The following is a 26,965-nucleotide window of genomic DNA, read 5'->3' as shown; positions in this document are numbered from 1 at the left end:
CCTTTCCGCTGCAATCCAACTAGAGCGGCGCAACGCCCGCCATCCCGCGCAAGCCTCGCGCGAATCGCCAGCCTTCTCCTGCCCGTCTCCCCTGGCGCGCTGGCGGCTCTCTAAGCCTCTCCTGCGGCCAGGACATTGATCCTGACAGCCGTGTGAAGGAGCAGCTCATGGCCCTTACCCTGTCCCATCCCGGGGTTTATATCCAGGAAATTCCCAGCGGCGTTCGCACGATTGCCGGGGTCGCGACCTCGGTCGCCGCCTTTCTGGGCGCGGCCCCGCGCGGTCCCGTCAACAAGGCGGTCCGGATATTCAGTTTCTCCGACTATGAACGCGCCTTCGGCGGACTGGCCGACGATTCCGAACTGGGCTATGCCGTGCGCCAGTTCTTCGTGAACGGCGGCACGGACGCCTGGGTCGTGCGCGTGGTCAAGGAAGCGTCGCCCGCGCAGCGCACCTTGCGCAGCGCAACCGCGGTGGACGTGCTGACGGTGCGCGCGCTGGACCCCGGCGTATCCGGCAACAGCATCCAGGTCCGCGTCGACCACGCCACCGCGGTGCCCTCCAGCACCTTCAACATCCAGTTCATCCGCGGCAGCGACGGGCGGGCGGAAAGCTACGCCAACGTCTCATTGAACGCCAAGGATCCGCGCTATCTGCTGGATCTGGTGCAGGGCGTATCGCAGCTCGTTCGCCTGGAGCGGATGCTGTCGCAGGGCGCGCTGGATGCGCTGCCGGCGGGCACCAGCGTCAGCGGCACGCTGGGCGACGTGCAGACGCTGCTGGACGCGACGCACACCGATTTCCGCGTGGCCGTGAACGGGCTGGAACCCGTGAGCGTCAGCATCGCGTTGCCTGGCGACATAGCCGGCGGCACCGCGACGCAGCGTCTAACCGCGCTGGCTTCGGCGATCCAGGCCAAGGTGCGGGCGCAGGCGCAGGGCCGGCCGGCGCTGGCGAACTTCACCGCCGCGCGCAACGGCAACACGCTGGTGATGACGTCCGGCGCGGGCGGCGAGAACGCCAGCGTCCGCGTGCTGCCGGGCGCGCGCAACAACGCCGCGGGCGTGCTGATGCTGGGGTCGCTGGCCGGTGGCGTCGAAACCGACGGCGCGGCCATCATCCGCCCCGCGCCCACGCCCGACGCGGCAACGCTGACCAGCGACGCCTTCGGCGCAACCGACCTGGACGCGCTGCCCGACGCCACGCACACCAGCCTGCGCATCACGCTGGATGGCCTGGGGCCCGAACTCGTGAGCCTGGGTGACGCCACCGCCGCGGGCGGTTCGCTGGCCGCCAAACTGGAAGACGTGGCGGCGCGCCTGCAGGCCGCCGTGCGCGCGCTGCGGCCGGGCACGCCGGCCTTCCGCGACTTCACGGCGCGGGTGCAGGGCAGCACGCTGGTGCTGGCAAGCGGCTCGCGCGGCTTGGGCTCGACCATCGCGGTCGCGGCCGCGCCGGCCAACGACCTGGCCGCCTCGCTGCATCTGCTGACCGGCGCCGTCGCCTCGCCGCCGCCGGTTGATGCATTGCTGGAAGGCGGCACCGAAACGCCGTACGGGCCGGACGACGTCTATGCCGCGTTCATCGGCAGCCGCGCGCTGCGGCAAGGGCTGTACGCCCTGGAAGACGCCGACATCTTCAATCTGCTCTGCCTGCCGGCCATCACGCACAGCGGCGTGCTGGCCGATGCCGCGTCGTACTGCGAAGAGCGGCGCGCCTTCATGATCGTGGATGCCCCGCCCACCGCCACCGATCCGGCGGCGATGGTGGCGGTGGCCAACGGCACGGCGCTGCCCAAGTCGGATCACGCCGCCGTCTACTACCCGTGGACGTACGTGTCCGACCCGCTCAAGAACGGCAAGCCGCGTCTGGCGCCGCCGTGTGGCACCGTCGCCGGCGTGTATGCGCGCACCGACGGCAACCGGGGCGTATGGAAGGCGCCCGCGGGCACCGACGCCAACCTGACCGGCGTCATCTCGCTGGCCGCGACGCTGACGGACGGCGAGAACGGCAGCCTGAATCCGCTGGGGGTCAACTGCCTGCGCACGTTCCCGGTGTATGGCGCGGTGTGCTGGGGCGCGCGCACGCTGCGCGGGGCAGACCAACTCACCTCGGAATACAAGTACGTACCCGTGCGGCGCCTGGCCCTCTACCTGGAAGAATCGCTGTATCGCGGCACGCAGTGGGTGGTGTTCGAGCCCAACGACGAGCCGCTGTGGGCGCAGATCCGCCTGAACATCGGCGCGTTCATGAACACGCTGTTCCGTCAGGGCGCGTTCCAGGGCAGTTCGCCGCGCGAGGCCTATCTGGTCAAGTGCGACCGGGAAACCACCACGCAGGACGACATCAATCGCGGCGTGGTCAACATCCTGGTGGGGTTTGCGCCGCTCAAGCCCGCCGAGTTCGTCGTCATCAGCATCCAGCAACTGGCCGGCCAGATACAGGCCTGAGCCCGGCACGCGCCGGGGCCGCACGCGGCCCGGCGCGTTTGCCGACCACGGTTACCAGGAGATTGCCATGGCGCAGTTCACCGTCAATCCGCAGCGCTTCGACCCGTACAAGAACTTCAAATTCCGGGTGAAGTGGGATGGCCGCTACGTGGCCGGCGTCAGCAAGGTGTCGGCGCTCAAGCGCAGCACCGAAGTGGTCGAGCACCGCGAAGGCGGCGACCCGTCCAGCGGACGCAAATCGCCAGGCCGCAGCAAATTCGAGGCGGTGACGCTGGAACGCGGCGTCACGCACGACCGCGAATTTGAGCAGTGGGCCAACAAGGTGTGGAACTTTGGATCGGGCCTGGGCAGCGAGGTGTCGCTGAAGAACTTCCGCAAGGACCTCATTATCGAGGTCTACAACGAAGCCGGGCAGCTCGTCCTGGCCTACAAGGTGTTCCGCTGCTGGGTGTCGGAATACCAGGCGATTCCCGATCTGGATGCGAACGCCAACGCGGTCGCCATTCAGACCATCAAGCTGGAAAACGAAGGATGGGAACGCGACTACGAAGTCGCCGAGCCATCCGAACCGAGTTTCGTCGAGCCGGCCTGATGGAGCGCCGCGATGAACGCCCTGATCGAATCGCAGATTCTTGCGCTGTGGGAGGCGGGCCGTGACTGTCATCCGATAGACCGCGGCCTGCTTGCGCTTGCCGAGGCAATGCCCGACGTGGATGTCGCGTCACGGCCGGTCGGATGGCGGAACCTGGCGCTGCTGCGCCTGCGGCAAGCCACGTTCGGGCCGCAGCTGGCCGCTTGCGCCGATTGTCCGGCATGCGGCGCGGCGATGGCGTTCGACCTGGATGTGGCCACGCTGCTGGAATCGGTGTCCCCGCCGCCGGAACGCGCATCGGCCGAGCCGATGTTCGACGCGCATGGAGCGGCATGGCGTCTGCCCAGCAGCCGCGACCAGGCGCAGGCCGCGGTGGCCGCCGACAGCGACGCGGCGCTTGCGCTGCTGCTGCGTGCGTGCCGGGTTGACGCACCGCCCGGCGCCGACCTGCCGCAGGGTGCGGCGCTGGACGACATCGAAGCGCGCATGGAAGCGCTGGACCCCGCCGCCAACATCGAGCTGTCGTTGCGCTGCGCGGACTGCGCGCACGCGTGGACCGTGGCGCTGGACGCCGACGCCTGCGTGTGGGACGACATCAGTCTTTGCGCGCGGGGACTGCTGCGGGATGTGCATCGTCTGGCGCGCGCCTACGGCTGGACCGAACCGCAGGTGCTGGCGCTGGGACCTGCCCGGCGCGCCGCGTATCTGGAACTGGCCGACAGCGAGGCGCTGCCATGAGCGGCTTCCTGCGCCAGCTTGCGAGCCGCAGCGTGGGTTCCGCACCGCGCCTGCGCAGCGCGCCGTCGCCGCGGGCCGTGGCGCTTGCCGGGACCGTGCCGCGTGATGACTGGCGGGGAGAGACGCAGGGGCTGGGGGCTGCGCAGGTGGCGTCGGACGCGCGATCCAGCGTGGTCAGCTTCGCGCAGACGCCGTTGCACGCTGCGGATTCCGGGGGGATTGGCCAGACAGAATGGAACGTTGATGCGGCGGGCGCGAATGGGCCTGACGCGGCGCATGACACACGCCGGCATCGCACGCATTTCAGCGTGACAGCGCCGATCGCCGACGCGGACGTGCCCCCACGCAACCCGGCGCGCGGTGATCAAGATGCGCCCTCGCCGGTTCGCCAATCGCGCGCGCTTCGGTCCATCGAGGCAGACAAACACGCGGCCGACGACCGGCAGACCCGCCCCGCGGCCGTATCGCCAATCACATCGCCCTTACCGGCGAAAAAGTCAGGCGCGCACGACGTCACTGACAGTACCCGCCCTGCTGCCCCACGCGACGCGGCCTTGTCCGCCGAGACACGTGAACTTGCCGGCCCCAACGCACGCAACGCAAGAAGCCACGCCGCCGATGCGGCGTCCGCCTCCCGCCTTCCCGCGCTGCCGCCCTCTCCGCCCGACGTCCACATCACCATTGACCGCCTGGAAGTCGCCCCCCCGCCCCAACGCGCGGCGCCCGCCGCCCCGCGATCGTCTGCGCTGTCGCTGCGCGCCTACCTGACCGCCAGACGCGCGGGGCTGCCATGAGCAACGCGCTGGCGATCGCGGCGGTCACCGCCGTCATCAAGGACCTGCTCGACTCGGGCATGATCGACCACGCGGTCACGGACGCGCTGGGCGCGGGCGTCAAGGTATCCGCGCTGGCGCCCGACGCGGTGTCGCTGGACAACCAGGAAGATCCGCAACTGAACCTCTTCCTGCATCAGGTCACGCCCAACGCTGCGTGGCGCAATGCCGCGCTGCCGTCGCGCGATCCGGCAGGCGATCGCATCGCGAATCCGCCGCTGGCCCTGGACCTGCACTATCTGCTGACCGCGTATGGCCGCGCCGAGCTGCAGGCGGAAGTGCTGCTGGGCTATGCGCTGCAATTGCTGCACGAATCGGCCGTGCTGCCGCGCGAGGCCGTGCGCCGCGCGCTGGATCCGGACGTGGTCGATGGCGCCATTCTGCCGACGGTTTACCAGAGCCTGCGCAGCGCAGACCTGGCCAGTCAGATCGAACTGTTGAAGATCACCCCGGCAGCGCTGGGCGCGGAAGAGATGTCGCGCCTGTGGTCCGCCCTGCAGGCGCACTACCGCCCGACCGCCGCGTTTCAGGTGTCGGTGGTGCTGATCGAGTCCAGGCGGCCCGCGCGCGGCGCCCTGCCCGTGCTGACACGCGGGGAAGCCATTCCCGGCACGCCGCGCGACCGGGGTGTGCTGGTGTTCCCCGGCCTGACGCCGCCGCTGCCCACGCTGCTATCGGTGCAACCCGCGGGCAGGCAGCCGGTTGCCGTGCCCGGCGGCGCCGTGACGTTGCAGGGTCATCATCTGGATGGCCTGGCGCGCACGGTGACGCTGCGCCATTCAACGCTGGATGCCGAACGCAACGTGCCCGTCGAGGCCGGCACGGACGCATGGCTGCGGCTGACGATGCCGTCGGACCTGCCGGTCGGCGTCTATCGCGTGCATGCCACGGTGCAGGCCAGCGATACCGGCCTGCGCCGCGACAGCAATCAGTTGGCGCTGGTGCTGGCGCCCGAGCCCGTGCTGCCGCCGGCCGCCGCCACGCGCAACGCGGGCACGGTGCGCATCACGTTGGGCATCGCGCCGCCGCTCTTGCCCAGCCAGGCGGCCAGCCTGCTGCTGGGCGACCGCGAGCTGCCCGCTGAACCCGCCACCGCACCCGCCAGCGCGCTCATCTTCGAATGGCGCGACGCGCCGCCCGCCGGCACGCGATTTCTGGTGCGGCTGCGGGTGGACGGCATTGAAAGCCCGCTGGTGGACCGCGAGGCGGTCCCCGTCCGCTATCTTGACCGCCAGATCGAGCTGCCATGAACGCGCGCGCGCCCACCGACTGGATCGAAGCCAACCAACAACTGCTGGCCGCCGAGTTCACGCGGCTGCGCACAAGGCTGCGCAAGCCCGGCAGCCGGCCGCCGCGCCACGGCGCGCAGCAGCTTGCGCAGGCGCGCGCCGCGCTCCACGGCGACTCGGCCATCGATCAGTTGACGGCCACCTTCGTCCTGTCGGCGTTCGAGCGTGATCTGCTGCTGCTGTGCGCCGGCATCGAGATGGACGCGGTGCTGGCCGATCTGTGCGCCCACGCGAACGGCCGATCGGGCAGCCAGCGTCATGCCAGCTTCGCGCTGGCGCTGGCCGAGCTGGAAGGCGCGCATTGGAGCGCCCTGTCGCCGCAGCGTCCGCTGCGCCGCTGGCGCCTGCTGGACGTGGACGACACGGCCGACCTGAGCACCGCGCGCCTGCGCATCGACGAACGCGTGCTGCATTACCTGGCCGGCCTGAACGAGCCGGACGCGCGACTGCGCCCGCTACTGCGGCCGGCGCTGCCCCTGCCCCACACGGCGACCGCGCACGAAGCGGCGGCGAAACAGATCGCCGCGCAGGTCACCGCCGCGCAAGGCACGCCGCTGCCGGTGTTTGTGCTGGAAGGCGATGACCCCGGTGCGCAGGAAGACGTGGCGGCGCGCGCCGCGCATGCTGCGGGCCTCGCGTGCCTGGCGCTGCAGGTAGAAGACGTGCCGGCGGACGCCGCCGAGCGCAACGTCATGCTGACGCTCTGGCAGCGCGAGGCCGTGCTGCTGGGGGCCGCCCTGTTCATCGACGCCTCGGAGGGCCTGACGCCGGCGGCGCGGCATCTGGTGGAACAGGCCGGCGGGCTGTGCCTCGTGGGCGTGCGCGAACCCGTCACGTTGCGCGCGGCCTCGCGCCCGTGCGCCGTCTCCCGGCCGCAAGAGGCCGACCGCAGAACGCTGTGGCGGCAGGCGTTGGGGCCGCAAGCCGCCGCGCAAGTCGGCGATGCCGTGGACCAGGCGGCCAGCCAGTTCGGGCTGGACTCGCGGACCCTGCAGCGCACCGCCGCCGCGCTCGCCCCCGCCTTGCAGGAACCCGGCGCCGATCCGGCCGCCGTGCTGTGGCAGGGCTGCGCGCAGGCCAGCCGCCGCAAGCTGGACGGCTTGGCGCAACGTCTGACGCCGGCCGCAGGCTGGGACGACCTGGTGCTGCCCGAGCCGCAACGCGCCGTGCTGCGCCAGATCGCCGCGCATCTGCGCCAGCGCTATCGGGTCCATCAAGACTGGGGGTTCGCGGCCGCGCAGTCGCGAGGTCTGGGTCTTGCCACCCTGTTCACCGGCGAAAGCGGCACGGGCAAGACGCTGGCCGCGGAGGTCCTGGCGCGCGAAACCAGGCTGGACCTGTACCGCATCGACCTGTCCGCCGTCGTCAGCAAGTACATCGGCGAGACCGAAAAGAATCTGCGGCGCCTCTTCGAAGCCGCGGAAGACGGCGGCGCGATCCTGCTGTTCGACGAGGCAGACGCGCTCTTTGGCAAGCGCTCGGAGGTTAAGGACAGCCACGACCGCTACGCCAACATCGAAATCAGCTACCTGTTGCAACGCATGGAGTCGTACCGGGGCCTCGCGGTGCTGACCACCAACCTGAAGTCCAACCTGGACAGCGCCTTTCTGCGGCGGCTGCGCTTTGTCGTGCAGTTTCCGTTTCCTGACCTGGAGCAGCGCGCGCGGATCTGGCGCGGCGTGTTCCCGGCCGCCACGCCTACCCGCGATCTTGATCCGCGCCAACTGGCGCGCCTGAACCTGACGGGCGGCAGCATCCGCAACGTCGCGCTGAACGCGGCCTTTCTGGCCGCCGACGCCGGCTCCGAAGTCACCATGGCTCACGTGCTGCAAGCCGCGCACGCCGAAGCCGCCAAACGGGAACGGCCGCTGGCCGATGCCGAAACGAGGGGATGGCCATGAAATCCGCAATTCACCTGCATATCCGCGCGCTCAGCCTGCCGAGCCATGACGCGGCCCAACGCAATGCGTTCGTTGCCGCCCTGGTCCACGAGCTGGTCCGGCGGGCGGCGCAGAACGGCGGCGCGGCCGCCGATGCCCATGCAGAAGCGGTACGCACCGTGGCGGACGGCGCGCAACCGGCGCAGACGGGCACGCAGGCGGGCCGCGCGATCGCGGACACGTTTCATCTGAAGCATTGAGCAGAGCCATGAGAACGTCCTTGTTCGCGCCGCGGCCGGACACAGCACCGCCGCGCTCGCGCCTGGTGATGCGGCGATGCGCCTGCGGTTGCGGCGGCAAGTCGACGTGCGCCTCCTCGTCGACTTCGGGTCGTGCAAAATCAGCGGTGCCCGAGCAGGTCGAGGACGTGCTGCGCAGCGCGGGTCAGCCCCTGGCCTCCGCCGACCGGATGGAATTCGAGCGGCGCTACGGCCACGATTTCGGGCGCGTGCGCATCCACGCGGATGCGCGGGCCGCGGAATCGGCGCGCGCGCTGGATGCGCAGGCCTGGACCGTCGGCGCGCATGTCGCCTTTGGCGCGGGCCGCTACGCGCCGGGCACACGCCAGGGCCGCGACCTGCTGGCGCACGAGCTGGCGCACGTCGTGCAGCAGCAGGGGCGCTACCGTCCCGGGCTGCCGCTGGAACTGGGCCCGTCGCACTCGCCGCAGGAAGCGGAAGCCGACCGCGCCGCGCACAGCCTGTCACGGCCCGCTGCGGCGCCGGGCCTGGCGCAGACCGTGCAGCGCGCCGGCATGGGCGATCTGCGCGTGGCCGAAGCCGAGGCGCGCAAGTGCCCCACCACGCACACCATGCCGGACGACGTGTATGACGCGGTCAACGAAGCCTGGTCCAAGTCCGGCCACGGCGGCGACACCGTGCAGGAACATGGCGGGCGCATCGTGTCCGACAAGGACGGCAAGCGGGTGATCCGCACCGGATCGGGCGGCGGCGGCAGCATCAGCCTGCCCGCCGAGAAAAAGGGCGACTACACGCTCGGCACCTATCACACGCACCCGTACAGCAGCTCGGAAGGATCCAAGCTGGGCGTCGCGTTCTCCGGCGCCGACGTGGCCAACTTCATAGCGGGCAGCCAGGGCTGGGTGAAGTACATCGGCGCCGGCAGCTGCAACTACGCGCTGAACATCCAGGACTACGAGGCCGTGTACGACTGCCGCAAGCGCAATGTCGACTTCAAGACCCGCTGGAACGACGCGTTCGCCGCCGCCACCGGCACGTTCCAGGCCAAGGTCGAGACCGCCGTGCGGGCCTCGGTCGACGGCTGCGGCATCTGCTTTTATCGCGCCTGCCGGCCGGACGACGCCAGCGCCGTGCCCAAGAACATGAACCTGATCTAGGAGCCGCCATGGAAGACTGGATTGGCAAGACCGTGGGCGAGGTGCTGGAACTGTGCCAGACGCGCTACGCCGACGTCACGATGGTCGACGAGCCGCCGGGCAAGTTGCGCGCCGTCGAACTGGACTGCGCGGCGCGGGTGCCGGTGTCGCGCTTCGTGCTGGAGTTCGACTACCGCCCCGACCTCTTCAGCGCCGCGCGCCACTGGCCGGAAGCGCTGGTGGGCGCGCAGCGCATCACCGCCGTACGCAACGCCGCGGAACCGCAGGCCTATCCATGAGCGGACCGCTTTCGCCCCGCCTGCTGCGCGGCGGCATCATCCTGATCGATCCGGCCAGCGGGGCGGTGCAGCGCGTGATATCGCTGCAATACAACCCCGAGACCCTGACGCGCTCGCTGCAGCCGCAGAGCGTGGACGACGGCGGCGCGGCAGGCGAACCGCTGCGTCTGAAAGGTCCGCCGTCCGAGACGATCCGGCTGGACGCCGAGCTGGACGCCACCGATCAGCTCGAATTTCCCGACGATCATCCGCAGGCGCGCGACACGGGCATCCATGCGCAGCTGGCCGCGCTGGAGACCATCGTCTACCCGGACAGCGCCGCGCTCATCCGCAACAACCAGATCGCCAACCTGGGCACGCTGGAAATCGCGCCCACAGTCGCGCCGCTAAGCCTGTTCGTGTGGAGCCGCGAGCGCGTGGTGCCGGTGCGCGTGACGGATTTTTCGATTACCGAAGAGGCCTTCGACGCGCGCCTCAATCCCATCCGCGCCAAGGTGTCGCTGGGCCTGCGCGTGCTGCACGTGGGCGATCTGGGCTTTGGCGACAAGGGCGGCCATCTGTACCTGGTGTATCAGCAGCGCAAGGAACGGCTGGCCGCGCTGGCCGGTCTGGGCGACCTGGGTTCCGTCGGATTGGAGTCCCTGCCATGAGCGTGCAGCGCTTTCCTGCCAACAGCCGGTACCACGACGTGCCAACGGCCGAATTGGCCGGGCCGGACGGCCGGCCGCTCGTGTACCTCCGCCGGCGCTTTCTGCCAGATCCGGCGGCGCTGACCGCAGTGGGCGAGGTCGCGGTCGCCCCAGGCGACCGGCTGGACCGGATTGCCGCTGCGGCGCTGGGCGATCCGCTGCAGTTCTGGCGCCTGGCGGACGGCAACGACGCGCCGCGTCCGGCCGCGCTGGAAGTGCCCGGGCGCAGCCTGCGCGTGACGCTGCCCGCCGCGTTGGGTTCTCCCTTCGGTGGTGCGCCCTTCGGAGGCAGCGATGCTTAGCGGCGTGCACCTGACGCTGCTGGTCGGCCCTGGCCTGCCGGTGCCTGCGCCCCGCCCCATCATGGACGGCCTGGAGCGCGTCGAGGTGTCGTCGTCCGCGGACGGGCCGGGCGGATTCCAGCTCACGTTCTCCGTCAGCAACCGCTCGCCGCTGCATACGCTGCTGGTGATCGCGGGCGGCCAGGTGCCGTGGCTGCGCGTCATCCTGATCGCCACGCTGAACGGGCTGCCCACCGTGCTGATGGACGGGCTGGTGACGCGCCAGGAGATCACGGACGGCAACGCGCCCGGCCAGTCGCGCCTGACCGTCACCGGCGAGGACCTGACGGTGGCGATGGACAAGCAGGACATGAGCGGCCTGCCCTACCCGGCCATGCCGCCGCCCGCCCGCGTCGCCGCCATCATTGGCCGCTACGCGCTGTACGGGATGCTGCCGCTGGTCGTGCCGTCGCCCTTCACCGACGTGCCGATTCCGGTGGAACGCATTCCGCTGCACGAAGGCACGGACCTCGCCTATGTACGCCAGTTGGCGCGGGAAGTGGGCCACGTGTTCTACATCGAGCCCGGCCCGCTGCCCGGCGCCAACGTGGCGTACTGGGGACCGGAAATCCGGCTGGGACCGGTGCAGCCCGCGCTCAACCTGGGCATGGACGTGCACAGCAATGTCGAGTCGCTGTCGTTCGCGGTGAACCAGTCGGACGCCGCGCTGCCGGTCATCTTCATCCAGAATCCGCTGACCAAGTTTCCGATTCCGCTGCCCGTTCCCGACGTCAGCCTGACCAGCCCGCCGCTGGGCCTGCTGCCGCCGCTGGCCAAGGGGCTGACGCTGCTGAAAGACACCGCCAAGCTGTCGCCGGCCGCCGCGCTGGGCAAAGGTCTGGCCATGGCCGCCGGCACCACTGCCGACGCCGTGACCGCCGATGGATCGCTCAACGTGCTGCGCTACGGCCATGTGCTCAAGTCGCGCCAACTGGTCGGCGTGCGCGGCGCGGGGCTGGCGTTCGATGGCCTGTACTACGTCAAGCGCGTCGACAGCTCGCTCAAGGCGGGCGAATTCCGGCAGCAATTCTCGCTGGCCCGCAACGGTCTGATCTCCACCCTGCCCCTGGTGCCGCCATGACAGAACCCCAACGCCACTACGGCAAATTCCGCGGCGTGGTGATCAACAACGTCGATCCCATGCAGATGGGCCGCATCCAGGTGCAGGTGCCCGACGTGCTGGGCCTGGGCGTCTCAAGCTGGGCGATGCCGTGCGTGCCGTTCGCCGGCCAGCAGAGCGGCGTGTTCGTCGTGCCGCAGGTCAGTGCGGGCGTATGGGTGGAGTTTGAACAGGGCAAGCCCGACTACCCGATCTGGGTCGGCGGATTCTGGGGATCGGCCGCCGAAGTCCCAGCGCTGGCGCTGGCCGGGCTGCCCGTGTCGCCCAGCATCGTGCTGCAGACCGGCGGGCAGAACACCTTGATGATTTCCGATCTGCCGGGCCCCACCGGCGGCATCCTGCTCAAGACCAAAACGGGCGCGATGATCTCGATCAGCGATGTGGGCATCACGCTGTCCAACGGCCAGGGCGCGACGGTGATGCTTGCCGGTCCGGCCGTCAACATCAACCAGGGCGCCCTGACGGTGACCTGAGGAGGCCAAGAGCATGCCCGGACCCCTGCTGCATTTCGGCGCCACCGTGCAGTGTTCGCACGGCGGCCAGGCCATTCCGACGGCGCCCAATCCGCGCGTGCTGCTGTCGGGCCAGCCGGCCGTGACCATCCTGTCGACGTATTCCATCGCGGGCTGCGCGTTTCCGCCGCCGCTGTCAGGCAACGGCCCGTGTGTCACCGGCATGTGGCTCGCCGGCGCGACGCGCGTGCTGATCGGCGGGATGCCGGCCGCGCTGCAGGCGGGCTCGTCGATCTGCATGCCCACCGGCACGCCGATGCTGGCCCTGCAGGCGCAGGCCCGCGTCGTGGGCATGTAAGGACGCATCGCCATGGCCCTCCTGCGCTTTCCATTCGAACCCGACGCGCGCGGCCGCAGCCGTAATGCCGACGACGCCACTCATGTGCGCGACATGATCGAGCAAGTGCTGTTCACCGTACCGGGCGAGCGCGTGAACCGGCCGGACTTCGGCTGCGGACTGCTGCAACTGGTGTTTGCGCCCAACAGCGACACGCTGGCCGCCGCCGTGCAGATGAGCGTGCAAGGCGCATTGCAGCAATGGCTGGGCGAGCGCATCGCGGTGGAATCCGTCAACGTCGCGCACCGCGACGCAACATTGCAGGTCGACGTGCAGTACGTGCTGCGCCAAGGCCAGCAACGGCGTCTGGCGCGCTTTACGCGCGACGTGCCATGAACCGCCAGTTCCGCAGCGCCAACCCGCGCCGGCTGCAACTGCTGCGCGCCCAGCAGCCGCCCGGCGACAACGGCATCGCCTTCGTGGAAATTGACGCGGCCGATCAGCGCACGGTGCGTGTGGTCTGCGCGCATCCGGTGTCCGGCATCGGCCGCGCCCACGTGCGCATCGAAGGCGGCGCGCGCATTCGCGGCATCGCGCTGGCCGCGGACCCGGTGCTGTCCGGCAACGAGATCCGGCTGACCGTGGACAAGGCAGGCGACTTCTCGTGGTACACGCTCGCGCTCGTCAACCCGGCCGACCCCGACGCGCCCGCGCCGGGCTTTGACCTGTGCCTGTCTACCATCGAGATCAACTTCAAGGCGGGCTGCCCGTCGGAGTTCGACTGCGCCGACACGCACGCGTGCGATGCGCCGGCGCCGCCCGAGCCGCTGCTGGACTACCTGGCCAAGGATTACGAGAGCTTCCGGCGTTTGATGCTGGACCGCCTGTCGCAGAGCATGCCCGACTTCACCGAGCGCAATCCCGCCGATTTCACCGTGGCGCTCGTGGAAACGCTGGCCTACGTGGCCGACCATCTTTCCTACGCGCAGGACGCCGCCGCCACCGAGGCCTATCTGGACACCGCGCGCCGCCGGACCTCATTGCGCCGCCACGCGCGCCTCCTGGACTATCCCCTGCACGACGGCTGCAACGCTCGCGTGTTCGTCGCTCTTGAAGCGAACACGCAGGGCGACGGTAAGGTCATCCCGGCCGGCACGCCGCTGTTGACTAGCACGCCCGAAGCCGCGCTTGCCGAGCCCGTGCGCCGCCGTGACGTGCTAGACGGGCTGCCCGCGGCCGGCATTGAAGTGTTCGAGACCCTGCACGACCTGACGCTGCACGCCGCGCACAGCCGCATCCTGCTGCATGACTTCGCCGATCCCGCCTACTGCCTGCCACGCGGCCAGACGCAGGCGGCGCTGGTCAACGATCCACCGCTGACGCTTGGCGCCGGCGACGTGCTGGTGTTTGAGGAAACCATCGACCCGTTGACGGGCCGCAAGGCCGACGCCGACCGCACGCATCGCGTGGCCGTGCGCCTGACTGAAACCCGCGCCGGCCGCGACGACCTGACCGGCACCGACCTGCTGCTGATCGCCTGGCATCCGGACGACGCGCTGCCGTTTCCGCTGTGCGTCAGCCGCGAGTTCGACGACGGCGGTGCGCTGGTCAAGCGGGCCGTTTCCGTGGCGCGCGGCAACGTCGTCCTGGCCGACCACGGCATGCAGCGCGACTGGACGCCGCTACTGCCGGACACGGCCACCGCGCGCGACGCGCCCGCGTCGCGGCCCTACCGCCCCCGCCTGCCGGACGCGGGCCTGGCCTGCGCCGAACCCTACCGGCATGACCTCGCCGTGGCCGCCCTGCTGCCCGCCGGTGCGGCGCTGGCGCAGGACCCGCGCCGCGCCCTGCCCAGCGGCATGTCGCTGCAGGCGGACGACGCCGATCAGCCCGGCGACGTGCCCGCCCCCGCCAGCCCGGCGTGGTCGCCCCAGCGCAGCCTGCTGGCCAGCGCCCGTGACGCGCGCGAGTTCGTGGTCGAAACGGAAACCGATGGCGCAGCCTGGCTGCGCTTTGGCGACAACCGCTACGGCGCCGCTCCCGTGGCCGGCGAACGCCTGCTGGCGCGCTACCGGCTGGGCGGCGGAGCGGAGGGCAACGTGGGCGCCGAGGCCATCGGCGCGCTTGTCACCGACGATGCGGACCTGATGGTGGGCGTGGCGCGCGTGCGCAATCCGCTGCCCGCGCAGGGCGGCGCGGCGCCGGAACCGGCCGACGCCATCAAGCTCAACGCACCCGAGGCTTTCCGCGTGCAGGAACGCGCGGTCACGGCCGACGACTACGCGCGCCTGGCCGAACGCCATCCGCAGGTGCAGCGCGCGGCGGCCCGGCTGCGCTGGACGGGCAGTTGGCACACGGTCTTTCTGACCGTCGACCGGCGCGGCGGGCGGGAGGTGGACGCGCCCTTTCGCGCCACGCTGCGCGCCTTCATGGAGCGCTTCCGGCTGGCCGGACAGGACCTGGACTTCTCCGATCCCGTACACGTGCCGCTCGACATCCTGGTGCGCGTCTGCGCCGCGCCGGGCCACTTTGCCGCGGACGTCAAAGCGGCGCTGCGCGATGCCTTCACCGCGGGCCTGGACCGCGCGGGCCGGCCGGGCTTCTTTCATCCCGACCGCTACACCTTCGGCACGCCGCTGGCGCTGTCGGCACTGATGCGCGCCGTCATGGCGGTGCCGGGCGTGGCATCTGCGCGGGCAGAACGCTTCCAGCGCTGGGGCCGCGACCCCGCGGGCGAACTGGACACCGGCCGCCTGCTGATTGCGCCGCTGGAAGTGCTGCGCGCCGACGGCGACCCGAACTTTCCCGAGAACGGCCGCATCGACTTCATCGTGGAGGGCGGATCATGACAACCCCCGCCGATTGCGGCTGCTGCGCCGGCCAGCCTGCGCTGACGCCATCAGACCTGGACAACCCGCCGGGCCAGCCCGCCTTGCGCTTGCGCATCGGCACGCATGGCCGGTTTCTGGCCAGCCTGACAGCCAACCTGGCGCGATCGCCGGCGCTGGCCGCGCTGACCACACGCGACCGTGACGACCCGGTCATCGCCCTGTTCGACGCGTGGGCTGCGGTGCTGGACGTGCTGGCGTTCTATCAGGAACGCATCGGCAACGAGGGCTATCTGCGGACGGCGACCGAGCGCCGGTCCGTGCAATCGCTGGCACGGGCCATCGGCTACGAACTGCGGCCCGGTGTGGCGGCAACGACGTGGCTGGCGTTCACGATGGAAACCGCGCCCGGCGCGCCACTGCGCGCGCGCATCGAGCCGTGGACGCGCGCGCAAAGCGTGCCTGCGCAGGATGAACGCGCGCAGACGTTTGAAACCTTGCAGGCGGTCGAGGCCCGCGCCGCCTGGAACGCGCTGGAACTGGCGTGGCTGGAACCGGCGCCGCCGCGCTTTGGCGCGCGCACGCTGTGCCTGGCCGGGGCGGCCACGCGCCTCAAAGCCGGCGACGCCGTGCTGATCGTCGGCGACGAACGTGTGCGCGACCCAGGCAACGAAAATTGGGATTTCCGCCGTCTGACACAGGTTCGCGAGTATGTGCCGGGCCCCGGCGAAGACGGCGCGCCCGCCTACACGCTGATCTCGCTGGAACGCGGCCTGGGCAGCGCGGCCCCGCACGTGCAGCCCGCCCGCCGCAATCCGCGCTGCTACGCGCTGCGCGCGCAGGCGCGGCTGTTCGGCTACAACGCGCCCGACTGGCGCGCCATGCCCGCCACACTGCGCGCGGCCTATCTGGGCATGGCCGACGACGCCAAGCCGTCCTTCAGCCAGTTCCCCCAATGGCCGGGCTATACGCTGGCCGACATCTCCGATCCGCCGGGCGCCAGCGGCGCGGGGTCCGGCCTGTACGGCGAGTATTACCGCGGCCGCACCTTCAGCGAGCGGGTGATGACGCGCACCGATCCGCAACTGGATTTCCGGTGGGCGGCGGGCGGCCCCGGCGACGGCATGCCCGCGGACAACTTCTGCGTGCGCTGGACCGGCTGGGTGCGCGCGCCGGGCAGCGGCAGCTACACCTTCCACGTCACGGCCGACGACGGCGTGCGGCTGTGGGTGGACGGCAACCTGCTCATCGACCAGTGGCGCGAGCAATCGCCTACCGAGTACAGCGCCAGCGCCAGGCTCACGGCAGGCCGCAAGCACGACATCCGCATCGACTACTACGAGGCCAGCGGCGACGCCACCCTTGCGCTCGCGTGGGCCGGACCGGGCCTGGCGCGCCAGACGATACCCGCCGCCAGCCTGTTCCCCGCCGACGTGCACGGCGTGCACCTGGACGCCGTCTATCCGAAATGGGTGGCCGGCGGCTGGGCCGTGCTGTCCATGCCAGGGTATGAAGAGCTCTACCGCGTTGCCGACGCCGGCCCCGACGCGCGCACCGGCTTTGCGCTGGCCGGGCCGACCACCCGGCTGACCTTGCGGGGCGAACGCCTGCGCGAACAGTTCAACGACGCCGTGCGCGAGACCACCGCGTATGGCGAATCCGATGCGCTGGACTGGGGCGTGCGCCCCGCGTCCGGCCTCACGCAGGGCCACGCGCTGGTGCTGGCGTCGTACGAACCCGACCTGCCCCAAGACCGCGTGCTGGCGGTGTCGGGGCTGATCCTGGACGAGGCCGACGCCGCGAACATCGCGCCACGCGACCGGCTGTTGCGCGGCGACGCGCTGGCCAACGTGCGCGTGGCGCGCGACCGCGCCAGCGCGGATCTGGAATTCGAGGACGGCGCGCGCGCCACGGTCACGCTGGCTGAAGCCAGCGACATCGTCCGCATCCAGCGCAACGACAGCGCTGGCGGCCGCACGTCGCTGCACTTGGACGCCGATCTGGCGCACGCCTATCTGCCCGCCACGGTGCGCATCAACGCCAACGTCGCGCCGGCCAGCCACGGCGACAGCCGGCAGATGCGCATCCAGCCCGAGGTGCTCGGCAGCGGCGCCGGCAACCGGGCGTTCCAGCTTTTCACGCTGCAGCAAAAGCCGCTGACCTTCGTGCCCGCGCCCACGGCGAGCGGCGCAGCGAGCAGCTTGGAAGTTCGCGTGGATGGCCTGCTGTGGACCGAAGCGCCACGCATCACGGAGCTGGCGCCGGACGGTCGCGCCTATCTGCTGCGGCTGGACGACAGCGGCGGCGCCACGGTGCAGTTCGGCGACGGCCTGCACGGCGCGCGGCTGCCGTCGGGGTCGGGCAATGTAGAGGCGCGCTATCGCGTCGGCCTGGGCCGCGAAGGCAATGTCGCGCGCGGTCAACTGAACGTGCTGCTTACGCGCGCGCCCGGCGTCAAGGCGGTCGTCAATCCGGCAGCCGCCACCGGCGGCGTGGATCCCGAAGCCGGCGACGCCGCCCGCCGCAATGCGCCGCTGCGCGTGCGCACGCTGGACCGCATCGTCTCGCTCCGCGACTTCGAGGATTTTTCTGCCGCGTTCACCGGCATCGGCAAGTCGCAGGCGGTGTGGCTGTGGGACGGGGAACAACGGCTCGTGCATCTGACCGTCGCCGGCGAGGATGGCGCCGCGCTGGATCCTGCCGGCGCGCTGTATCGCAATCTGCTCTCGGCCATCGATGGGGCGCGGCCGCCCTACCAGCCGCTGCGGGTAGCGCCGTGCCGCTATCTGGGTTTCGGCCTGCGGGCCGGTCTGGGCATCGATCCCCGCTACGAGACGCCCAAGGTATTGCAGGCGGCCCGCGCCCGCGTGCTGGAGGCCTTTGGCTTTGCCGCGCGCGCATTCGGTCAGCCGGTGCACGGCGCGGAAGTCTTGACCGTGCTGCAAGGCGTGCCGGGCGTGCAGTGGGTGGATCTGGATTCGCTGGTGCTGGAGGGGGGGCTGAATACTGGACTGAACCCGGGGCTGGGCTCTGGACCGGGTGCGGGACTGAGCGCGGGGTTGTCCCCCGTCACCACGCGGCGCAGCAACGGGCCCGGCGCCACGCTGCCGGCGCGCACCGCGCGGTGGCAGCAAGGCAGCCTGCAACCGGCCGAACTGCTGCGCCCTGACCCGGCAAACATCTTGCTCACGGAGCGCACATGAACACCCGCCTGGATGCCGATGCGCTGATGGCCCTGCTGCCGGCCTTCTACCGTGAACGCGACGCCGCGGCCGGCGGCCCGCTGCGCGCGCTGCTGGACGTGCTGGCGCGCCAGGGCGCGCTGGTGGACGCCGACGTGGACCGGCTCTACGACAACTGGTTCATCGAGACCTGCGACGACTGGGTGGTGCCGTACCTGGGCGATCTGCTGGGCGTGCGCGCGCTATACCCTGTCGGCGCCGCGTTCTCACCCCGCGCGCTGGTCGCCAACACGCTGCGGCTGCGCCGGCGCAAGGGCACCGCACTGGTGCTGGAAGAACTGGCCGCCGACGCCACGGGCTGGCGCAGCCGCGTGTCCGAGTGCTTTGAACGCGTCGCCACCACCCAGCACGTCAACCATCCGCGCCCGCACGCGCTGCGCACACCGGATCTGCGCGATTCCCGCGCAATGGAACGCGTTGACGGTCCTTTTGGCGCCGAGCTGCACACGGCCGATGTGCGCGCACTGCCAGCCGGGCGCTACAACCTGCCCAACGTCGCGCTGTTCCTGTGGCGGCTGCAGTCTTACACCGTCCAGCGCGGCGACGCCGCCCCCGCCACGACGCGCGATGGCTTCTACACCATCGATCCGCTAGGCCGCGACCAGCCGCTGTTCAACCGGCCACGCACGGAGACCGACATCGACCACCTGGCCGAGCCGGTCAACGTGCCCGAACCGCTGTCCTGGCGCGATCTGCACGCCGAACTGCAAGCGCGCCGCCAGGCGCTGACCGACGGCGACGCGCCGCCGCAAGGGGGGTTTGCCGAGAGCGGCGGCGGCCCGGTCGTGCAGGTGTGGCTGGACGGACAGGCCGTGCCGCCCGAGCATCTGGTCATCTGCAATCTGGCGCCCATTCCTGGCGTCGCACCCGAGGACTGGCGCCGGCCCGACGCGTCCCTTCTGGTCAAGGCGCGCAAGCCCGGACGGCCGGACCGCAGCTTTCCCGCTGCGGGCGGCGTGCTGGTGGGCCTGGACCCGCGCCGTGGACGCCTCGCGCTACCGCCCGGGGTCACGGCGCAATCGGTACAGGTGCGCTACGCGTATGGCTTTCCCGGCGACATCGGCGCGGGCCCCTACGACCGCAGCGTCCCGGCTGGCGATGACGCAGACGCATCATCCGAAGACGCCTTCGACATCGAACTGCGCGTTCCCTCGGCGGCAACGCCCACGCTGGCGGCCGCACTGGCCGCGGTGCAGGCGGGCCAGCGAGTGCGCATCGTTCTGGACCACGACGGCACCGAAGCCATCGCCCCCGATCTGGTGCTGCCCGACACGCATCTGTTGATCGAGGCGGCCCCGCTGCGCCGGCCCGTGCTGCGGGGCGACTGGCGGCTGCGCGGCAACGCCAGCACGCGCGTGCGGCTCGACGGGCTGCTGGTGGATGGCCGCCTGCGGCTGGAAGGCACGTTGCGTGCCGTGGCGCTGCGCCACTGCACGCTGGCGCCCGCGCGCGGCGGCGTGCGCCACAGCGGCGCAGCGCCGGAACTTGAATTGAGCCTTACGCGCTGCATCAGCGGGCCGGTGCGCTGCGCGACACCGCTTGCCGCCGTCGAGATCGACGCGTGCCTGATCGATGCGCAAGGCAGCGCGGCTGCCGCGGTCGACGTGGACGACAGCGCCCTGCGCGTCGTGGCCAGCACGTTGTTCGGGCGCGTGGCGGCCGGGCGGCTCGACGCGTCCAACACGCTGTTCGGCGGCCCGCTCGCCATCAACCGCCGCCAGGAAGGCTGCGTGCGCTATTGCCACGTGCCCATGCCGTCCGTCACGCCCCGACGCTACCGCTGCCAGCCGGACCTGGCCATGCAGGACCTGGGCGCCGCAGCCGCCAAGCGCGCGGCGGCGCGCGTGGCCCCCTCGTTTACCTCCACGCAGTTCGGATCGCCGTCCTACGGCCAACTGGCGCGCGGCTGCGCGCTCGAGATCCGCGAAGGCGCGGACAACGGCGCCGAAATGGGCGCCTGGAATTTCCTGCTGCAAGCCCAGCGCGAAGCCAACCTGCGGCAGGCGCTGGACGAGTATCTGCGCTTCGGACTCGAAGCGGGATTGATCCCCGTGAACTGAGCCCCCTGTCTTCGGGAACAACACCATGAAAGCCGATCTCAGCCGCCTCACATTCGACCCCGCCCGGCGCTACCGGGCTGTCCGCATGCAGCAGGGCCGCGTGCAGATGGATTCGGACTGGAACGAGCAGCAGGACATCCTGAACCGCCGCATCGAAACCGAGACGGCAGACACGGTCGGCCGGGTGGGCGTGCCGCTGGCCGCGCCGGGCTTTGCGTTGGCGCCTGCCGGCAAAGACCTGTCGCTGTCGGCAGGCCGCCTGTATCTGGACGGCCTGTTGTGCGAAAACCCGCAGCCCGCCACCGTGGCCAAACAGCCCGACATGCCGCCGACCGCATCGCCCGTGTTGCCGGCTGGCGCGTCCGTCCTGCCGCTGCCGCCGCCCGCCCTCACGCCGGCCGACATCGATGGCGTGGTTGTCTTCGGATCGAGCGGGCAAGCCGCGCCGCCGCCCGAGGGCATGTACCTGGCCTACCTGGAAGCGTGGCAGCGCCACCTGTGCACGCTCGACCTGCCTGCCGGCGACACCAGCATGCGCGAGGTCGCGCTGGGCGGCCCCGACACCGCCACCCGCGAAAAGACGGTGTGGCAGGTCAAGCTGATGCAGGTCGGCGCGCCCGACGCCGCCCTCACCTGCCTGTCGGCGCTGCCGGCGTGGGATGCGCTGATCGCCCCGCCCGATGCGCGCATGGCCGCGCGCGCCGAAGCCAGCGTGCCGCCCAAGACGCCGTGCCAGTTGCCGCCCGACGCCGGCTACCGTCTGCTGGAAAACCATCTCTACCGCATCGAGATCCACCAGGACGGCGCGGGCGCGGGCAAGGCGCGCTACAAGTGGTCGCGCGAAAACGGCAGCATCCTGTCGCGTGTGGTGCGCTGGCTGGACGACCCCGTGGCCAACGAATTTGAAGTTGCCAGCATCGGCCGCGACGACGTGCTGGCCATCACCGCGGGCTGCTGGGTCGAATTTCTGGATGACACGCACGAACTGCTGGGACAGCCGGGCCCGCTGGCGCAGGTGGTGCGCACCGACGGCAACACGGTCACCATCGATCCGGCCAGCCTGATCGGCCACGCGCTGGATGCGGCGCGCTTTCCGTCCAATCCGCGCGTGCGCCGTTGGGACGGCGTCGCGGAAATCACGCCCGCGCCCATCAACAGCGCCAACGCCGGCTGGGTGGAGCTGGAGCAGGACGGCGTCGAAATCAAGTTTTCCCCAGGCCGCCTGCGCGTGGGCGACTATTGGCTGATTCCCGCGCGCACCGCCACCGCCTCCATCGAATGGCCGCAGATGCCCGACGGCAAGCCCGCCTTCAACGCGCCCGCCGGGATCCTGCGGGCGTTTGCGCGGCTGGCCTTGCTGCGCTGGCAGGGCGGCGCGTGGACCGCCATCAGCGACTGCCGCCCGCTCTTTCCCGCGTTGACGGAACTGACTCAGCTTTACTACGCGGGCGGCGACGGGCAGAGCGTCAAGCCCAATCCCGCCATGACGCCGGATGTCGTGCCGCTGCCTTCCGAGTTGCGCGCGGGTGTGGCCAACGGCAGCCTGCCGGTGGCGGGCGCCGTCGTGCGCTTTACGGTGGACGCCGGCCGCCTGCCCAATGGCACGGCCACGCAGGACGTGGCGACCGGCGCCGACGGCGTGGCGTCCATCGCCTGGTCCCTTGCCTGCGATGCCGCCCGCCCCGTGCAACGCGCCACGGCGCAACTGCTGCGCGCGGGCCAGCCCGCGCCTGATCGCTACCTGCCGCTGCGCTACACGGCAACCCTGGCGCTGGCGTCCGAGGTGGCCTATGACCCGCGCAACTGCGCGGACCTGCTCGCGGAACAAGCCTATTCGGTGCAAGAAGCCCTGGATGCGCTGTGCCGGCGCACGCACGGCGGCGGCTGCTGCCTTACCGTTGGCCCGGCGGGCGATTTCCCGACGCTGGACAACGCGCTGCGCACGCTCATCGGACAGGACCGCATGGACATCTGCCTGTGCCTGACGCCCGGCGAACACAAGCTGGACGATGACCTCATCCTCAAGGGGCCGCGCGTGCGCCTGATGCTCCATGGGTGCGGCCCGGCCAGCCGGCTGATGCTGGATGAACGCATGTTCAGCCTGGACGGCTTTGCCAGCGTGTCCATCGCCGACCTGGTGATCACGCGGCGCGGCCAGCCGGCGGCGATCGCTTTCAACCAATGCGCCGACCTGCGGCTGTCGCGCGTCGACTGCGCGGGGCCGACCGGGCCCGGCAACAGCCTGGTGCGGGTCGACGGCAGCCGGCGCGTGCACATCGAGACCTGCCGTCTTTATGCCGCCGGCCGCGGCAACGCCGAACGCCTCGACCAGCTCTTCACGCGCGCCCCGACGCTGGCCGCGTTAAAGCGCGCGCTTTCCTCCGATGCAGTGCTGGACGATGACAACGATCGCGCCGCCTCGGCACTATCGCGCCAGCCCCTGGACGCGCGCAAGGCGATGACCACCGAGATCGCCGCGCTGCTGCGCGCCGGCGCCGCCGGCAACGCGTTGACGATGACGCCGCGCATCCAGTCGGCCCTGACGACGCTGGCCACACAGCTGGGCCGCGAAACGCCAGCGGCCAAGCGCTTGCGCCCCGCCATCGCCGCGCTTGCCGCCGCGCTGCTGGCCGATCCGATGTCCTGCGCGCTGGCGCTGCTGGACAACGACGCCGACACCACTGTGCGCGACAACCGACTGCGCGGCGGCATCGCGCTCTTTGCGGAATCAGGAGATTTTCCGGAACTGACGACGGATCAGTTGAAGCTGTTGGGCGGCGGCATCCGCACGGGCAAGATGGTGCCGGAAGGCGACGGAACGCTGACGCTGCAAAGCAACCACCTTTCCAGCCTGCGGCTCGGCGCCGAAGCGGCGCGCGCCATGCTGACCATCATCCAGACGGGCGGCGAGTTCGCCGCGTGGCGCTGCCTGCGCGCCGCCGACAACGCGCTGGAGGCCTACAGCCACTTCCCGGCATTCGACGCCGCCGTCACCGGCAACAACCTCTTGACCAACGGCGACGCGGGCGCCCTCATCGCCACGCAGGCCAAGGTGATCGGCAACTTCGCGCACAACGATTTCCGGTTGTTTGTGTCAGGCGCGAATCCGGAAGTGCTGGCGAACGGCGGGTTGAATGTCGTGACGGTGTGATCCCGCGGCCATCACCACTGCATCGACGCGCCGATCCCGGCCGTGGGCCCGCCGGAGGCCATGCCCACGCCGGCCTTGAGCTTGACGCGGTCGTTCACACGCGCCGACGCGCCCACTGCAACGGCCTGGTAGCCGCGATACGTGGCCGCACCGACGCCCAGCGCAAACCGCTTGCCCGGATCGACTTCCGGCACCATGGTCAGCGCCGTGGTGGCCGCGATGCCCGAATAGGCGTTGCGCGCAACGTCGTCGATGGCGCGGTTGGTCTGGTCGATGCGGTTGTCCAGACGGGCCAGGCCTTCGCGGTTGCGTTGCACGGTGGTGTCCAGCGAACCGAGCGCGTCGCCGACGTTGTAGTACGTCTGGCCATTAAGCTGATACGCCGGGCCGGTGACGGCGCCCGTGGCCGTGTCGATGTGCGCACCGCCGCCCAGGCCGGCCACCACGGGGTTCAGTTGACCCACATTCACGGCATCGGTGCTTTGCGTGCCGGCCGCCACATTGGTGACCTGGCGTTCGGCGCCTTGCGCGCCGACAGACACGGTGTTGGCGCGGTCGGCCACCGAACCCGCGCCCAGCGCCACACTGTTGGCCGCTGCCGCCGATGCATTGGCGCCGACGGCCACGCCGTTGGACGCGGTGACCGTCGCGTTGGCCCCGACCGCCGCGCCCATCGTGCCTGCGCCCGCTGCCGCGTTGTCGCTGCCATCGCCCGCGCCGTCGACGCTGACGTACGCATTGGCGGCATTCAGTTGGCCGACCTGTTGCGTAAGGGCGTAGAGCTGGCTGCCATTGACGGCGTCCGTACTGGTTGCCGAGATGACGCCGTTGGCGACGCCGGTGACGGTGCGCGTGCCGTCAGTGCCCGTCATGTCGATGACATTGCCGCCCGAGGAGGCAGCCACGGTAATGGCGCCCGTGACCGCATCCTGCCGGACCAGGCCGACGGCGCCGTTGTTGAGGTTGGTGGTCAGCGTGTTCAGGGTTGCCGTGTTCTGCGCCACCGACCCGCCCAAGGTTGTGATGGCCGCGCTGTTGGACTGCACTTGCTGGTTGGTGGCGTAAAGCTGCGATCCATTCACCGCCTCCTGACTGGTGGACGACAGTACACCCACGCCGACCTGGGTGATCCGGTTGCCGTTCATGTTGACGCCGTTCAGCATCGAGATGCCGTTTTCGCCCTTCAGTTCCAGCGTGCCATCGCCGTAGCCAGTGATTCGGGCCGTCGAACCGGCAAGTCCCGTCCCCCCGTTATTGCTCTGGTCGTTGTTCAGCGAGAATGCCTCCTGGGAGGCACAGGATACCCACGTCGCGGGTCCGGCGTTGAAGTCGTATTCATACCCCGTCGAAGTGGTTACGTTGCACAGCTGTAGCTCTCCGCCTAGCGCGTGGGCAACCGAGACCAGACCGAGATTGCCCACGCCGCCTAGTAGAAAAGCCGCGGCGGATGCGGCCAGGCGCTCCTTTCGCGGCTTGCGGAGAATTCGGCCAACTGCGGACTCGGCAGGTGCCGTTGCCGTGCATCTATTCAAGGTTGCGTTGCTTGCGTTTCTTTCTGCCTTGCAGACGGTTGCCTTTACGTTGCGAACGGTTGAAATGATGAGGTCCATAGCGTGTCCACCTCGCGCCGATGCGCGTTCGTTGTCGAAAAAGGTCCGTTCAAGCAATTCACCTGATTGATTGAGGGAGAGGTTTTCTCTCTCAAACTACCGACCGTCCGACCACGTAACCATCGAAGCTTTTTTATTGTTGGGGCCTGCAAACGAACAAATATCAAGAAGCGCGAAGGTCATCGCGCGGGCGCCACGGCACGTTGCGCCCTGCCGCGGCTCACATCCAGTGACGACGGCAAGACAACCCGACATGCAAATGACAGGTTCGGCCCTCTACAATGCCCCTGTTGCATCGCAGCATTCCGCAATCCTCTCCTTCCAGTCTTCATGTCCCATCCCATTTCCGCGCAGCACCGGCCCGCCCTGGTGCTGCTGGCGCTAGCCATCGGCAGCTTCGCGATCGGCACCACCGAATTCGCGACGATGAGCCTGCTTCCCTACTTCTCGCAGTCGCTGGGCATTGACGCCCCCACCGCCGGCCATGTGATCAGCGCGTACGCGCTGGGTGTGGTGGTGGGCGCGCCCATCCTTGCTGTGCTGGGCGCCCGCATGCCGCGCCGCCGGCTGCTGATCGCACTGATGGGCCTGTTCGCCATCGGCAATGGTCTGAGCGCCATCGCCCCCAACTACCACTGGATGCTGTTCTTCCGCTTCCTGAGCGGCTTGCCGCATGGCGCCTACTTCGGCATCGCCTCGCTGGTGGCCAGTTCCATGGTGCCCGCCAACCGGCGGACCGTGGCCGTGGGCCGCGTGTTCCTGGGCCTGACCGTCGCCACCATCGTCGGCGTGCCGCTGGCCAACTGGCTGGGTCAGGTCATCGGCTGGCGCTGGAGCTTCGGCCTGGTGTCGCTGCTGGCGGTGCTGACCATGCTGAGCGTGCGCGCCTATGCCCCGGACACGGCCGCCGATCCGCACGCCAGCCCGCTGCGCGAACTGAGCGCGCTGGGCCGCGGCCAGGTGTGGATCACACTGGCCATCGGCGCGGTCGGGTTCGGCGGGCTGTTCTCCATTTACACCTACCTGGCGGACACGCTGACCGCCGTCACGCAGGTCTCTCCCGCCACGGTGCCGCTGGTGCTGAGCGCCTTCGGCGTCGGCCTGACGGTGGGCAACATGGTCGTGCCCGTGTTTGCCGATCGCGCCGTCATGCGCACGGCCGGCCTGTTGCTGCTGTGGTCTGCCGTGGTGCTGGCCCTGTTTCCGTTCATGGCGCACAACGTGTGGCTGATCACGCTGAACGTGTTTCTCGTGGGCGTGGGCGGCGCGCTGGGCACCGTGTTGCAGACGCGCCTGATGGACGTGTCGGGCGACGCGCAGGGGCTGGCCGCGGCACTCAACCATTCCGCGTTCAACACCGCCAACGCGCTCGGGCCGTTCCTGGGCGGACTCGCGATTGCCGCCGGGTTCGGATGGACGTCGACCGGCTGGGTCGGCAGCCTGCTCGCCATCGCCAGCATGCCGTTGTGGCTGTGGGCGGTGATGCTGGAACGCCGGACGCGCTCGGCGCGGGCGGACAAGCTGGTGGTCAGCACCGAATCGGCGCGTTGAATGAATGGGGGACGCCATTCGGACGTCCCCATTTATCGCATTGCAAAACGTCGGCCCCACGCCACACCGGGCAAGCGCCTATTGCAGCCCGCAGCCGCGCCGCAGCT

20 protein-coding genes and 2 pseudogenes are annotated in these 26,965 nt (G+C 70.2%); 20 read left to right on the top strand and 2 right to left on the bottom strand.

The features are described 5' to 3' along the window. The first annotated feature begins 167 nt into the window (after positions 1–167). The 19 genes from HV681_RS08915 to HV681_RS08825 all read left to right on the top strand — a co-directional run bounded on the left by HV681_RS08915 (position 168) and on the right by HV681_RS08825 (position 23,697). The gene (locus HV681_RS08915) at positions 168–2,450 is read left to right on the top strand and encodes a phage tail sheath subtilisin-like domain-containing protein (RefSeq protein WP_175122721.1); all 2,283 of its coding nucleotides are present in this window, start codon (positions 168–170) and stop codon (positions 2,448–2,450) included. A gap of 67 nt (positions 2,451–2,517) precedes the next feature. Next, complete coding sequence (locus HV681_RS08910; RefSeq protein ID WP_056566211.1) at positions 2,518–3,042, top strand: phage tail protein; 525 nt, start codon at positions 2,518–2,520, stop codon at positions 3,040–3,042. A gap of 12 nt (positions 3,043–3,054) precedes the next feature. After that, the gene (locus tag HV681_RS08905; RefSeq protein ID WP_175122720.1) at positions 3,055–3,780 is read left to right on the top strand and encodes a hypothetical protein; all 726 of its coding nucleotides are present in this window, start codon (positions 3,055–3,057) and stop codon (positions 3,778–3,780) included. Then, a complete protein-coding gene (locus HV681_RS08900; protein WP_175122719.1) occupies positions 3,777–4,574 on the top strand; it encodes a hypothetical protein in 798 nt (265 codons plus the stop codon). Before HV681_RS08905 ends, HV681_RS08900 begins: the two co-directional genes overlap by 4 nt. Beyond that, complete coding sequence (locus HV681_RS08895) at positions 4,571–5,863, top strand: Pvc16 family protein (RefSeq protein ID WP_175122718.1); 1,293 nt, start codon at positions 4,571–4,573, stop codon at positions 5,861–5,863. Before HV681_RS08900 ends, HV681_RS08895 begins: the two co-directional genes overlap by 4 nt. After that, a complete protein-coding gene (locus HV681_RS08890) occupies positions 5,860–7,803 on the top strand; it encodes an ATP-binding protein (RefSeq protein ID WP_175122717.1) in 1,944 nt (647 codons plus the stop codon). The genes HV681_RS08895 and HV681_RS08890 overlap by 4 nt, the downstream gene beginning before the upstream one ends. After that, positions 7,800–8,042 (top strand): hypothetical protein, encoded by a 243-nt coding sequence (locus HV681_RS08885; protein WP_175122716.1) that lies wholly within the window; start codon positions 7,800–7,802, stop codon positions 8,040–8,042. The genes HV681_RS08890 and HV681_RS08885 overlap by 4 nt, the downstream gene beginning before the upstream one ends. A gap of 146 nt (positions 8,043–8,188) precedes the next feature. Beyond that, positions 8,189–9,199 carry an eCIS core domain-containing protein gene (locus HV681_RS08880; protein WP_254594929.1) on the top strand — a complete coding sequence of 337 codons (1,011 nt, stop codon included), beginning with the start codon at positions 8,189–8,191 and terminating at the stop codon, positions 9,197–9,199. Between the two features lie 8 nt (positions 9,200–9,207). Continuing rightward, complete coding sequence (locus HV681_RS08875) at positions 9,208–9,477, top strand: hypothetical protein (RefSeq protein ID WP_175122714.1); 270 nt, start codon at positions 9,208–9,210, stop codon at positions 9,475–9,477. Continuing rightward, positions 9,474–10,127, top strand: coding sequence for a hypothetical protein (locus HV681_RS08870; RefSeq protein ID WP_175122713.1), 654 nt, complete (start codon positions 9,474–9,476; stop codon positions 10,125–10,127). The genes HV681_RS08875 and HV681_RS08870 overlap by 4 nt, the downstream gene beginning before the upstream one ends. Next, positions 10,124–10,468, top strand: coding sequence for a LysM domain-containing protein (locus HV681_RS08865; protein ID WP_175122712.1), 345 nt, complete (start codon positions 10,124–10,126; stop codon positions 10,466–10,468). The genes HV681_RS08870 and HV681_RS08865 overlap by 4 nt, the downstream gene beginning before the upstream one ends. Continuing rightward, a complete protein-coding gene (locus tag HV681_RS08860) occupies positions 10,461–11,588 on the top strand; it encodes a hypothetical protein (protein WP_175122711.1) in 1,128 nt (375 codons plus the stop codon). Before HV681_RS08865 ends, HV681_RS08860 begins: the two co-directional genes overlap by 8 nt. Then, positions 11,585–12,100, top strand: a complete 516-nt coding sequence (locus HV681_RS08855) for a phage baseplate assembly protein V (protein ID WP_175122710.1) — start codon at positions 11,585–11,587, stop codon at positions 12,098–12,100. Before HV681_RS08860 ends, HV681_RS08855 begins: the two co-directional genes overlap by 4 nt. A gap of 13 nt (positions 12,101–12,113) precedes the next feature. Next, a complete protein-coding gene (locus HV681_RS08850) occupies positions 12,114–12,437 on the top strand; it encodes a hypothetical protein (protein ID WP_175122709.1) in 324 nt (107 codons plus the stop codon). Positions 12,438–12,449: 12 nt separating this feature from the next. Next, positions 12,450–12,812: a GPW/gp25 family protein gene (locus tag HV681_RS08845; RefSeq protein WP_175122708.1), complete on the top strand. Its 363-nt coding sequence runs from the start codon at positions 12,450–12,452 to the stop codon at positions 12,810–12,812. Next, positions 12,809–15,265 (top strand): baseplate J/gp47 family protein, encoded by a 2,457-nt coding sequence (locus tag HV681_RS08840; protein ID WP_175122707.1) that lies wholly within the window; start codon positions 12,809–12,811, stop codon positions 15,263–15,265. Before HV681_RS08845 ends, HV681_RS08840 begins: the two co-directional genes overlap by 4 nt. After that, positions 15,262–18,447 (top strand): putative baseplate assembly protein, encoded by a 3,186-nt coding sequence (locus HV681_RS08835; protein ID WP_175122706.1) that lies wholly within the window; start codon positions 15,262–15,264, stop codon positions 18,445–18,447. The genes HV681_RS08840 and HV681_RS08835 overlap by 4 nt, the downstream gene beginning before the upstream one ends. Then, positions 18,444–20,546: a phage tail protein gene (locus HV681_RS08830; RefSeq protein WP_175122705.1), complete on the top strand. Its 2,103-nt coding sequence runs from the start codon at positions 18,444–18,446 to the stop codon at positions 20,544–20,546. The genes HV681_RS08835 and HV681_RS08830 overlap by 4 nt, the downstream gene beginning before the upstream one ends. Positions 20,547–20,571: 25 nt before the next feature. Continuing rightward, positions 20,572–23,697, top strand: a complete 3,126-nt coding sequence (locus tag HV681_RS08825; RefSeq protein WP_175122704.1) for a DUF6519 domain-containing protein — start codon at positions 20,572–20,574, stop codon at positions 23,695–23,697. Between the two features lie 11 nt (positions 23,698–23,708). On the opposite strand, the pseudogene HV681_RS28170 reads toward HV681_RS08825, so the two are convergent. Beyond that, positions 23,709–24,212: pseudogene (locus HV681_RS28170) on the bottom strand (YadA C-terminal domain-containing protein); the annotation flags it as partial. 225 nt (positions 24,213–24,437) lie between these two features. Then, positions 24,438–24,842, bottom strand: a pseudogene (locus HV681_RS28165) (hypothetical protein); the annotation flags it as partial. Positions 24,843–25,637: 795 nt separating this feature from the next. Between HV681_RS28165 and HV681_RS08815 the strand changes: the two are divergent. After that, a complete protein-coding gene (locus HV681_RS08815; protein WP_175122702.1) occupies positions 25,638–26,858 on the top strand; it encodes an MFS transporter in 1,221 nt (406 codons plus the stop codon). Positions 26,859–26,965: the final 107 nt, after the last annotated feature.

It is taken from the genome of Achromobacter animicus (assembly GCF_902859585.1).
Classification (GTDB): domain Bacteria; phylum Pseudomonadota; class Gammaproteobacteria; order Burkholderiales; family Burkholderiaceae_B; genus Achromobacter; species Achromobacter animicus.
The sequence above is the reverse complement of the archived record's forward strand: the minus strand, read 5'-3'. Positions and strand labels throughout refer to the sequence as shown.

Coding starts and splice junctions, on each gene's coding strand:
- HV681_RS08915 (WP_175122721.1), top strand. CDS start 168: ATGGCCCTTACCCTGTCCCATCCCGGGGTTTATATCCAGGAAATTCCC.
- HV681_RS08910 (WP_056566211.1), top strand. CDS start 2,518: ATGGCGCAGTTCACCGTCAATCCGCAGCGCTTCGACCCGTACAAGAAC.
- HV681_RS08905 (WP_175122720.1), top strand. CDS start 3,055: ATGAACGCCCTGATCGAATCGCAGATTCTTGCGCTGTGGGAGGCGGGC.
- HV681_RS08900 (WP_175122719.1), top strand. CDS start 3,777: ATGAGCGGCTTCCTGCGCCAGCTTGCGAGCCGCAGCGTGGGTTCCGCA.
- HV681_RS08895 (WP_175122718.1), top strand. CDS start 4,571: ATGAGCAACGCGCTGGCGATCGCGGCGGTCACCGCCGTCATCAAGGAC.
- HV681_RS08890 (WP_175122717.1), top strand. CDS start 5,860: ATGAACGCGCGCGCGCCCACCGACTGGATCGAAGCCAACCAACAACTG.
- HV681_RS08885 (WP_175122716.1), top strand. CDS start 7,800: ATGAAATCCGCAATTCACCTGCATATCCGCGCGCTCAGCCTGCCGAGC.
- HV681_RS08875 (WP_175122714.1), top strand. CDS start 9,208: ATGGAAGACTGGATTGGCAAGACCGTGGGCGAGGTGCTGGAACTGTGC.
- HV681_RS08870 (WP_175122713.1), top strand. CDS start 9,474: ATGAGCGGACCGCTTTCGCCCCGCCTGCTGCGCGGCGGCATCATCCTG.
- HV681_RS08865 (WP_175122712.1), top strand. CDS start 10,124: ATGAGCGTGCAGCGCTTTCCTGCCAACAGCCGGTACCACGACGTGCCA.
- HV681_RS08860 (WP_175122711.1), top strand. CDS start 10,461: ATGCTTAGCGGCGTGCACCTGACGCTGCTGGTCGGCCCTGGCCTGCCG.
- HV681_RS08855 (WP_175122710.1), top strand. CDS start 11,585: ATGACAGAACCCCAACGCCACTACGGCAAATTCCGCGGCGTGGTGATC.
- HV681_RS08850 (WP_175122709.1), top strand. CDS start 12,114: ATGCCCGGACCCCTGCTGCATTTCGGCGCCACCGTGCAGTGTTCGCAC.
- HV681_RS08845 (WP_175122708.1), top strand. CDS start 12,450: ATGGCCCTCCTGCGCTTTCCATTCGAACCCGACGCGCGCGGCCGCAGC.
- HV681_RS08840 (WP_175122707.1), top strand. CDS start 12,809: ATGAACCGCCAGTTCCGCAGCGCCAACCCGCGCCGGCTGCAACTGCTG.
- HV681_RS08835 (WP_175122706.1), top strand. CDS start 15,262: ATGACAACCCCCGCCGATTGCGGCTGCTGCGCCGGCCAGCCTGCGCTG.
- HV681_RS08830 (WP_175122705.1), top strand. CDS start 18,444: ATGAACACCCGCCTGGATGCCGATGCGCTGATGGCCCTGCTGCCGGCC.
- HV681_RS08825 (WP_175122704.1), top strand. CDS start 20,572: ATGAAAGCCGATCTCAGCCGCCTCACATTCGACCCCGCCCGGCGCTAC.
- HV681_RS08815 (WP_175122702.1), top strand. CDS start 25,638: ATGTCCCATCCCATTTCCGCGCAGCACCGGCCCGCCCTGGTGCTGCTG.